Raw genomic sequence first — 8,415 nt, 5'->3', positions numbered from 1 at the left:
TGCATTAAGGAAAGCGATCCAGCAGGAGCTTGGGATAGAGGTGCAGGAGGTAGTAGCTGCGTAATGGAAAAGATGGGCCGCTACAGAATTTCAACTAAAAATGGGATTGACTCAAATACTACCCTTCAGGTTGAGGTAACAACTGCCTGCAATCTTAACTGTACAATATGTCTGAGACGGGGGTTGGAAAGACCGAATAAGTTCCTCTCCCTGGGTGATTTCAAAGGGATGCTCGATCCGGGCAGCTTCCGCTATGTTGGGTTGCACGGATGGGGAGAGCCTTTACTCCATCAGGAGCTCTTTGAAATGGTGGAATATGCGGAGTCAAGGGGCGTACATACGAATCTTACCACGAACGGGACGCTGGTGGAAAAGCGGTTGGACGAGATATTCCGGAGCAGGTTAAGGGAGATTGCCTTCGGGATATATGATAAGAAGTTGTTATCTGAGGTTTCGCCTCAGGTTGAAGGGCTTGTGGCGCAGAGGGAAAAAGGGCATTTCAAAAGGCCTAAGATCTATTTCGACATCACCATTTATCAGGGCAACCGAGATCAAATTCCGGAGATGATAAAACTTGCCTCGGAGATGAGAATAGATGCCATAATACTCCACAGGCTTTTCAATGTCTACGGAGTGGACTCAGATGCAAAATGTCTCTCTGAAGAAGAGGAAAAGAAACTTTTTAAAGAGATAAAAGGGATTACTAGATCACTGAAAATAGAATTGTACCTTCCTGAGAGACATTCCTACCCCTGTCGCATTGTCAGGCGCAGTATCTTCGTAACAGTGGATGGAAAGGTTACACCTTGCACCTATCTCCTCGAAGATCATCTCGGAGATGCCTTTGAAGAGGGGGTGGAGAGAGTTCTGCGCTCCGAGGTATACGGCAGTTTCGTCAAAAAGATGAAACAACACCCCATATGCAGTAGATGTAGGTGGTGAGAGGATGAAGGGCTCTTATTTCAGCCTTTATGAATGGCTAGTGATCGTGCTCCTTGCGCTTTGTGGTGCCCTGGTGAACGTTTACCTTCCGGTGAAGGCCCTGGCCGAGGGACTTAACATCCCCGGACCTGCAGCAGGGATGGCGCTTTTGGGCGGGTTCATCTTTGTGGTGTGGGTCTCTTTGGGCCGTAGACTCACCGGCAAGAGATACGCAGGGCTTATAATAGCTGTGCTCCTTGCCTCCTTTTGTCTTTTCTTAAGACCTTGGTATGGGGTGGTCTCTCCTTCCTGGTTCAGCATTTATGGCATCCTGGCCCTTTTTGCCCTCGGGTTCTGGGTGGAGCTTATTCAGGGGAGATGGGAAGTGGTGGGGGGTGGCCTGGGGAACCTCTTCTGTCTGGGGATAACCTGGCTTGCCTTAGGTCTTCACCTCCATGTGTGGGCTCCGGCGAAATTTGCCCCTTTGCTCCTGTTTGCCTCCTTCCTTTCTGGGGCAGTGGGAGTTTTACTTGCCCGGTTTGTGGGAGGACTTGTCGGTGGAAGCGCAATGATGAAAAGGCCGTATAGGGGGTAAATTCAGAGAGGTTTTAGCCCCTTACAGGGGATTGACAAAGGGGAACAGGGTAGTATAAGAAAAGCATCAAGGTCCATGAAGGGTCTATAAGGCTTAACTAGATTTTTAAAGGGAAAATAAAGGCCACGAAGGTCTTGCAGCGGCAGAAGCCGGAGGCATTCGTGGCCTTTTTGCTTTTTGAAATTCTGAGAAAGGGGGTGAGGAGATTGAGATGGGGGAAATAAAGGGGGCAGGCCCAAGCACTGGTGAGGCACCTGACCTGCCCCAGGAGCTGCAGCAAAGACCACAGCCCCCGACATATTTTTGCATAAAAGGGGGTGGATGACAAGGAGGGAGAAATGAAGAGGATAGTGTTAATTTGTGCAATGATGTGCCTTTTACTGTGGCCCATTATAGGAGCCGCTGAGGAGGTAGAGGAAGAAATAGAGCTGGAGGAGATAGTGGTCACCGCCACAAGGCATAAGACACCCCTTGAGGAAATTCCGGCTAGTGTGACTGTGATAACAAGGGAGCAAATCGAGGCCTCAAACAATTTGAGGGTGGACCACATCCTCAGGAAGTACGCTGGGATCGACATAAGAAGGCCCTCAGGGATTGTTGGTCGCTCCACGGTCTCCATGCGGGGTATGGGGGATATGCCTGGGCGAACCCTGATTCTGCTTGACGGCCATCCCATGAACAAGGCCGACACAGGATCGGTCAACTGGAACCTCCTCCGGGCCGAGGACATCGAACGCATAGAGATCGTCAGGGGACCTGCCTCTGCCCTCTATGGCTCAAATGCCATGGGAGGGGTGATCAATATCATCACGAGAAAACCTGTAGAGAAACCCGTAAGCTTCGCCCTAAGCAGCCGCTACGGGACCTGGAACACTTGGAACGTCGGGACTACTCTCAATGGAAAGCTCAAAAACTTCGGCTATTATCTCTCATACGATCACCTAGAGAGTGATGGCTACAATCCAACCCCTCGAGAGGATCGCACCCCTTATGACATCAAAAGAGATCTCAAAGAGGACCATCTCTGGACTAAGTTCAGCTATGACCTCACCGATCAGTCCTCCGTTACTCTGGGATACCTTCACTTTGAAGACAAAAGGGGAGAGGGAGAGAGATATCGTCACCCGGATGGAGTTTACCGCTCTTGGGATACCAATGGAGTAAACCTTACCTACGAATTGACCTTAGGACAGTTTGAATGGCTGGTCAAAGGCTTCTACAACCAGGAGGACTACTTCTGGAATAGGGAGCGCCTAAGGAAAGGCAAATATACCTGGTATAAAGTAGACGTGGAAAGGGTGGACGCAGGGGGAACGATTCAGACGACCTTTCCTCTATTTTCGTGGAGCATTTTGACACTTGGAGTCGACAATAAATACGGCAGCGTAGATGGAAAGGATGACTATATCCTAGAAAAAGATGCTCCAAGCGATAAGGATGTGAAAAACAAAGGGAAACAGCTATCTTTTTCCTTCTTCTTCAACGATGAAATCACGATAAAAGAGAAACTCGTCCTGAACATAGGGGCACGCTATGATTGGGTCAAGAGTTACGATGGCTCCTTTTACGACTCCTCTGGCTTCTTGCAAAGCAGGGACCATAGAGATAAAAGCTGGGGAGAGTTCAGCCCCAGGGTTGGCCTCCTCTATCGCTTGAGCGATGCCACCTCGGTTAGGGCTTCAGTAGGCAAGGCCTTCAGAGCGCCTATCCTTGACGACCTTTACAGGAGCGGCATCTTTCGAGGAAGGATATATGCAGCCAACCCAGAACTTGATCCGGAAAGGCTTATCACCTATGAGGCAGGTATCGAGCATTACTTCACCAAGGATTTGGTGGCAAGACTTTCAGGCTACTACACAGACGCCGAGGATTTCTTCTACTCTATAAGGATCGGGATCGATCCTGGTACTGGTCGTGACCTCTACCAGCGGAAGAATGTAGGAAAGGTGGAGATCTATGGAACAGAGATGGAGGTAGATTACCGCATCTTTTCTTGGTTGTCTACCTTCTTCAACATCACCTGGAACCGCTCAAAGATCAAGGAATTTGACCCTAATCCGACCCTGGAGGGAAATGATTTGGAATACACCCCCCGTATTAAATGCAACGTGGGTATCTCCTTCTCCCATCCAAAGATATGCCGGGCAGAGATTGTGGGAAGGTATATCGGTGATATGTATACTGACGCTGAGAACACATACGCAGGGAAGTTAGATGACCACTTCGTGGTCGACGTTAAGCTTTCGAGGAAGATCTTCAAACACATAGAATTATCCCTGGATTTCATGAACCTCTTTGATGAGCACTACGAAGAATATTTAGATAGCGAAGCCCCCAGATTTACAGTCATGGGAGGTGTAACATTGAAATTCTGAAGGGCGAGGCCTGACCAAAAGACAACCATGCCTTCTCGTTTTTTTGAAGCTCTGAGAAAGGAGGTGATAGATTTGAGATGGGGGAAATAAAACAGGCATTTGGTAACTTCGGCAGGGATAAAGTAACAAGGAGGTTTAGCCTATGTTTTTCATTGTACCCATCAATCTGAAAAGAGCCTCTGATTTCCATGGTCATCTATGCCCGGACCTAGTCATAGGATGCAGGGCGTGTGAACTGGCAGAGAAGATACTCGGGAGAGAGAGGATAAAGAAGGAGGGCATTGTCGTTGTAGCGTATAACTCAACAAGTGCTATAGACGCTATACAGACTTTGACAGGCTGCACCACAGGAAACAGGGCACTTCAAATTATAGACTGGGGAAAACACAGATACCTGTTTATCTTCGAGACCACCGGCGAAGGCGTCGAGATATCGTTAAAGAATCATAACCTTCAAAGCAGTGAAGAATACAACGCCCTGGAGGAGATAGTGAGTCGCCACCCTTCAAACCCAAAGGAGTCTGTCCTTTATCAAGGGATGATCGATGAAAGGGTCAACCAGCTCCTTTCAGCGACGAACGAAGACATCTTCACGTACAGGGAAGTGAAGCTGAACCCTGTAAAGAGGGAGATAGTAACGGGTTTGCTTCGGTGCGAAATATGTGGGGACATGGTGTTGAGAAGCAATACAACTCGGGCCAGGGGCAAGACCATCTGCTATGAATGTTTCCATAAAGAGACCGGGATGATGGAGAACAACTGAGATTAGCTTGATGAAGCTTTCCCCAACTGTACAAATCCTGACTCCGCTGCATCCCCTTTCTCAAATTACGTGCCTGAGGCCGGTCTGAATTTCGGGAGGCTGAATTCATCGGTGACATCGTCCCAAACAACTTCTACGGGCATGTCACACCGCACCTCTGGGGGGCTACATCCGACGATATTTGTGAGGATACAGGGTCCTTCTGAAAGCTCCACAACGGCCGTCACATATGGGATCTCATCTTCAAAGGCCGGGTGAAAGGCGACGTGGTAGACCGCAAAGCTATAGACACGGCCCTTCCCGCTTGCGACCACCCACTGCGTTTGGGATGAATGGCAGATAGGACATATGACTGAGGGGGGCCACCTCAGGTGCCCGCACTGGCTGCATTTCTGGAATCTGAGCTGGTGCGCTTTACACCCCTCCCAGAAGGGTCTTGTGTCTGCGTTGGGTTTGGGCAGAGGCTTTTTATATCCCATATTAGAGTCTCCTTAATATAATTGCGCAATGGCTTTGAAACACGCCCCCGTTATCGCTACAAAGGATTATCTGGGGTTCTTTCGTCCCCGTTGTGGGTCCAAGCTGTCTTTGCCCGCAGCGTCCCATCAATTGCATCACCCCCTCTGTTAAGGGGGTAAGGCCCATAAAATAGGCCTCGGATAGGAGCCCCCCGGATGTATTCACAGGTATCTCTCCTCCCGGGGCGGTCCTTCCGTCCTTGAACCAATCTTTCCCCTCTCCCGGGCCGAAAAAGCCGTAGTCTTGTAGAGTGATCTCCACCGTATATGTGAAACAGTCGTATATCTCGCAGGCATCTATTTCATCTACGGTGATCCCCGCCATCTCAAAGGCGATCTCACCCGCTATTTTCGCTCCCGTAGGGCCTGCCATAAAGTCAGACTGATGTACATCGACGGATGGATTGGACTGCCCAATACCCATAATAACTACTGGAGGGTTTCTCAGATCCTTTGCCCTCTCGGTTGAAGTAACGATATATGCCCTGCCTCCATCGCTTATAAGACATGCGTCGTAGATCCTGAACGGTTCAACTACCCAGCTTGCAGCCATATATTCTTCGTAGCTGAGGGGTCGATCATGCATCATGGCCTTCGGATTTAGGTTAGCCCACTTTCTCTGGCTTACGGCAATTTCCTTCCAAGTCTGCGGCCCCGTTCCGAACAGATGCATTGCCCTGCGGGCGGCCATGGCATAGTTGGCAATTAGACCAAATTCACCAAAAGCTGCATTGTCAGCCACAGGTTCGCCATGGGTTGCCTCCTTCATGAAGGTTCTCCTACCGGAGTAGGCATTGTCGCCATAGGCGATAAGTACGTAGTTGCAAAACCCCATCTCTATAAGACCTATTGCATGCAGCATCTGATTTCTAGCACAGTTCGCCTCCTGGGCAAGGACCTTTGGTCTTATCCCGAGCAGTTGGGCCACGAGGTAGGGGGTGACCTCCACATCGTTTCCGAGGGGCTCAAAGTGTCTGTAGCATATGAGCCCATCTATATCCTCCTTTTTTAGGCCGGCATCCTTTATGGCATTGGCACAGGCCTCGATGTAAAAGCTCAATGCTGTTCGATCGGCGACCTCCTCCTGAGGGGTGTACCCCACCCCTACAATTGCATACTTATCCTTTAGCTTTTTAAGGCCCATATGATAATCACTCTCCCGTAATTTTGGTCAAGACAAATTAAATCTTTTTGATGAGATATGCAATCATTTCTCAATTAAATGTTAGATTATTGTCGTGATGAGTCTACGGCTCCTGAGGGTATTCTCCCTTCCTCTGGACAAAAGGGTTTCACATGAATATATTATAAAAAGTCTCGAAGGTCTAAAAGGAAAAAGTTATATGTCATCGGAATTAGATAAAGTCATAGTGGAGATTCAGAGAGATCTGTGGAAGGGGTATAGTGAAACAGTTATCGATCACGCCCTGAATCCCAGAAATGTAGGGCAGATCACCAATGCTGATGGCATCGGTACCTTCACCGGTCCGTGTGGAGATACCATGAAGATATGGCTGAAGGTAAAAGACGGTACGATTGCAGAGGCTACCTTTTTGACCAATGGCTGTGGAACCACGTTAGCAACAGGCAGTATGATTACTGAATTAGCTAAAGGAAAAGAGGTCCGGGAGGCCTTAAGGATTTCCTCAGACGATGTGCTAAATGTCTTGGGAGGTTTGCCTGAGGAAAGTCTTCATTGTGCGGCCTTGGCAGCAAGTGCCTTAAAGATGGCAATTAATGATTTTTTTGCTTATATCAGAGACCCCTGGAAAAGGGCCTATCAGAGAAGAGATGATCAGTAAGTAAAGAGGGTAGGAATCTGCTTGCTTTCACCCTTTTTGTTTATCTTAGTACGAACCCGACTGCAAAAGCCCTGAGATGTCTGGAAGGTCCTCCAATCGCTGGAGGTCATCGATGACTTTATTGGCCCTCTCCTCCTCCAAGAGCGTACGGACATTGTGCTTGAATTTCTCTATGAGCTCCGCATCTGTCATCTTATCTCTCAATGCAAGGCCCCTTTGGGAGTATACCTTCCGTGTTGCCCCCTTATGAACCATCACTTCAACATCAGGCCTCTCTCTAGCATCACCATCCATAGCGGTGAGGATTTTGACCCTTCTCATGAATTCGATGATCTTGGAGTCCCTGAAGGTCTCCTGTGCCTGCCAAGAGGGACCTATCTCAATCCCATGGGCCATGACGGCAAAGACATAGGGCACACTAAACTGGGCCTCGATGTGTGTCTCTATCTGAGTAGTCCGCCACAAAGGAAGTTCAGCCAGAGGATTGAGCCTTACCCTCACCTCCCCTATCTCATCAGGCTGGAGACCATTTTCAATGATAATCTTTTGGAAGTGGGCAAGGGCATTCTGCATTGCCCCACAGCAGGGGAATGTCTTATAGAAGATCCTATAAGGGAAATACCACTTTTCTCCCAATCCCTCTGTTATAGATTCTGGCATCCATCCATCGCACCCAAAGCCCCTCCAGAAACCATAGTTACCTTCTAGGACCTCTTTGTCCCCTGTGTAGCCCATTTCAGCCAAAAGGACTGCTATGACCTCTGCCTGGGACAAGAACCCCGCTGCGAGGTACTTGGACATGGAGGAAGGAAGGGTGAAGGCAAACTTCATCAGCATGGGCACAGGAGCTGTGTAGCCGGCTATCCCCATGGCATGGGCCATCCTTTCGGCATTGAGGCCCAAAAGTCTGCCAGCACCAGCTACCCCTCCAAATGCACACAGGCCATATCCAGGTGTAGGAAGGGACATCACCATCTCCCTTTCCGGGAGCTCTACGGCGAATCTATTGCCAAATATCAGGCTTGAACCTATCCTTGTCGCCAGCTCATGGGCCAGGGCAATGGCCACGATTAGCTCCTTACCCGATATCCCCTTCATTTCCCCGATGGCTAAAGGGGCCGCCATTACATAAGGGGTAGCATGGTCAGGTGGAGAGAGGAGGGCCTCGTAATCGAGGGCATTGATCAACTCTCCAGTGGCAAAAGAAGAGGCAGCCACTGATACCTTATCCATTGTGCCCACGATGGTGGCCTCTGATGGCCCTCCTAGACATCTTGCCAACCTTACAGCGATCTTACCCTTTTCCGTTCTTAAACCACCCAAGGCACACCCAAGGGAGTCGAGCATGAGCCTCTTGATTTCATTTACTACCTCAAGGGGCAAGTCCTCATATTTCAATTCGGTTGCAAAGCGGGCGATCTCTCTGGTTATAGTCATGAGT

General features: G+C 49.3%; 8 protein-coding genes. 5 read left to right on the top strand and 3 right to left on the bottom strand.

Features of this window, described 5'->3' with window-relative positions; translation table 11 throughout:
• Positions 1 to 72 precede the first annotated feature (72 nt).
• The 4 genes from JRI46_04170 (at position 73) to JRI46_04155 (ending at position 4,654) form a co-directional block, all read left to right on the top strand.
• Positions 73 to 942 (top strand): SPASM domain-containing protein, encoded by an 870-nt coding sequence (locus JRI46_04170; GenBank protein ID MBW2038779.1) that lies wholly within the window; start codon positions 73 to 75, stop codon positions 940 to 942.
• 4 nt (positions 943 to 946) lie between these two features.
• Positions 947 to 1,516, top strand: a complete 570-nt coding sequence (locus JRI46_04165) for a hypothetical protein (GenBank protein MBW2038778.1) — start codon at positions 947 to 949, stop codon at positions 1,514 to 1,516.
• Positions 1,517 to 1,854: 338 nt separating this feature from the next.
• Complete coding sequence (locus JRI46_04160; GenBank protein MBW2038777.1) at positions 1,855 to 3,891, top strand: TonB-dependent receptor; 2,037 nt, start codon at positions 1,855 to 1,857, stop codon at positions 3,889 to 3,891.
• A 142-nt stretch (positions 3,892 to 4,033) separates the two neighbouring features.
• Positions 4,034 to 4,654 carry a hypothetical protein gene (locus JRI46_04155; protein MBW2038776.1) on the top strand — a complete coding sequence of 207 codons (621 nt, stop codon included), beginning with the start codon at positions 4,034 to 4,036 and terminating at the stop codon, positions 4,652 to 4,654.
• Between the two features lie 65 nt (positions 4,655 to 4,719).
• Here the strand turns inward: JRI46_04155 and JRI46_04150 are convergent, their stop codons facing one another.
• The gene (locus JRI46_04150) at positions 4,720 to 5,133 is read right to left on the bottom strand and encodes a Zn-ribbon domain-containing OB-fold protein (GenBank protein ID MBW2038775.1); all 414 of its coding nucleotides are present in this window, start codon (positions 5,131 to 5,133) and stop codon (positions 4,720 to 4,722) included.
• A 1-nt stretch (position 5,134) separates the two neighbouring features.
• A complete protein-coding gene (locus tag JRI46_04145) occupies positions 5,135 to 6,316 on the bottom strand; it encodes a thiolase family protein (GenBank protein MBW2038774.1) in 1,182 nt (393 codons plus the stop codon).
• Positions 6,317 to 6,515: 199 nt separating this feature from the next.
• Between JRI46_04145 and JRI46_04140 the strand changes: the two genes are divergently transcribed.
• Positions 6,516 to 6,974, top strand: a complete 459-nt coding sequence (locus JRI46_04140) for an iron-sulfur cluster assembly scaffold protein (protein MBW2038773.1) — start codon at positions 6,516 to 6,518, stop codon at positions 6,972 to 6,974.
• 45 nt (positions 6,975 to 7,019) lie between these two features.
• Here JRI46_04140 and JRI46_04135 read toward each other — a convergent pair whose 3' ends face one another.
• Positions 7,020 to 8,411 (bottom strand): MmgE/PrpD family protein, encoded by a 1,392-nt coding sequence (locus tag JRI46_04135; protein ID MBW2038772.1) that lies wholly within the window; start codon positions 8,409 to 8,411, stop codon positions 7,020 to 7,022.
• Positions 8,412 to 8,415 lie beyond the last annotated feature (4 nt).

The organism is Deltaproteobacteria bacterium, assembly GCA_019308925.1.
In the GTDB taxonomy this organism is placed as follows: Bacteria; Desulfobacterota; B13-G15; order B13-G15; family RBG-16-54-18; genus JAFDHG01.
The sequence above is the reverse complement of the archived record's forward strand: the minus strand, read 5'-3'. Positions and strand labels throughout refer to the sequence as shown.

What these genes read in the sequence shown, in the direction of transcription:
- JRI46_04160 (MBW2038777.1), top strand. Translation starts at nt 1,855, where the DNA reads ATGAAGAGGATAGTGTTAATTTGTGCAATGATGTGCCTTTTACTGTGG.
- JRI46_04135 (MBW2038772.1), bottom strand. Translation starts at nt 8,411, where the DNA reads ATGACTATAACCAGAGAGATCGCCCGCTTTGCAACCGAATTGAAATAT.
- JRI46_04150 (MBW2038775.1), bottom strand. Translation starts at nt 5,133, where the DNA reads ATGGGATATAAAAAGCCTCTGCCCAAACCCAACGCAGACACAAGACCC.
- JRI46_04170 (MBW2038779.1), top strand. Translation starts at nt 73, where the DNA reads ATGGGCCGCTACAGAATTTCAACTAAAAATGGGATTGACTCAAATACT.
- JRI46_04145 (MBW2038774.1), bottom strand. Translation starts at nt 6,316, where the DNA reads ATGGGCCTTAAAAAGCTAAAGGATAAGTATGCAATTGTAGGGGTGGGG.
- JRI46_04155 (MBW2038776.1), top strand. Translation starts at nt 4,034, where the DNA reads ATGTTTTTCATTGTACCCATCAATCTGAAAAGAGCCTCTGATTTCCAT.
- JRI46_04140 (MBW2038773.1), top strand. Translation starts at nt 6,516, where the DNA reads ATGTCATCGGAATTAGATAAAGTCATAGTGGAGATTCAGAGAGATCTG.
- JRI46_04165 (MBW2038778.1), top strand. Translation starts at nt 947, where the DNA reads ATGAAGGGCTCTTATTTCAGCCTTTATGAATGGCTAGTGATCGTGCTC.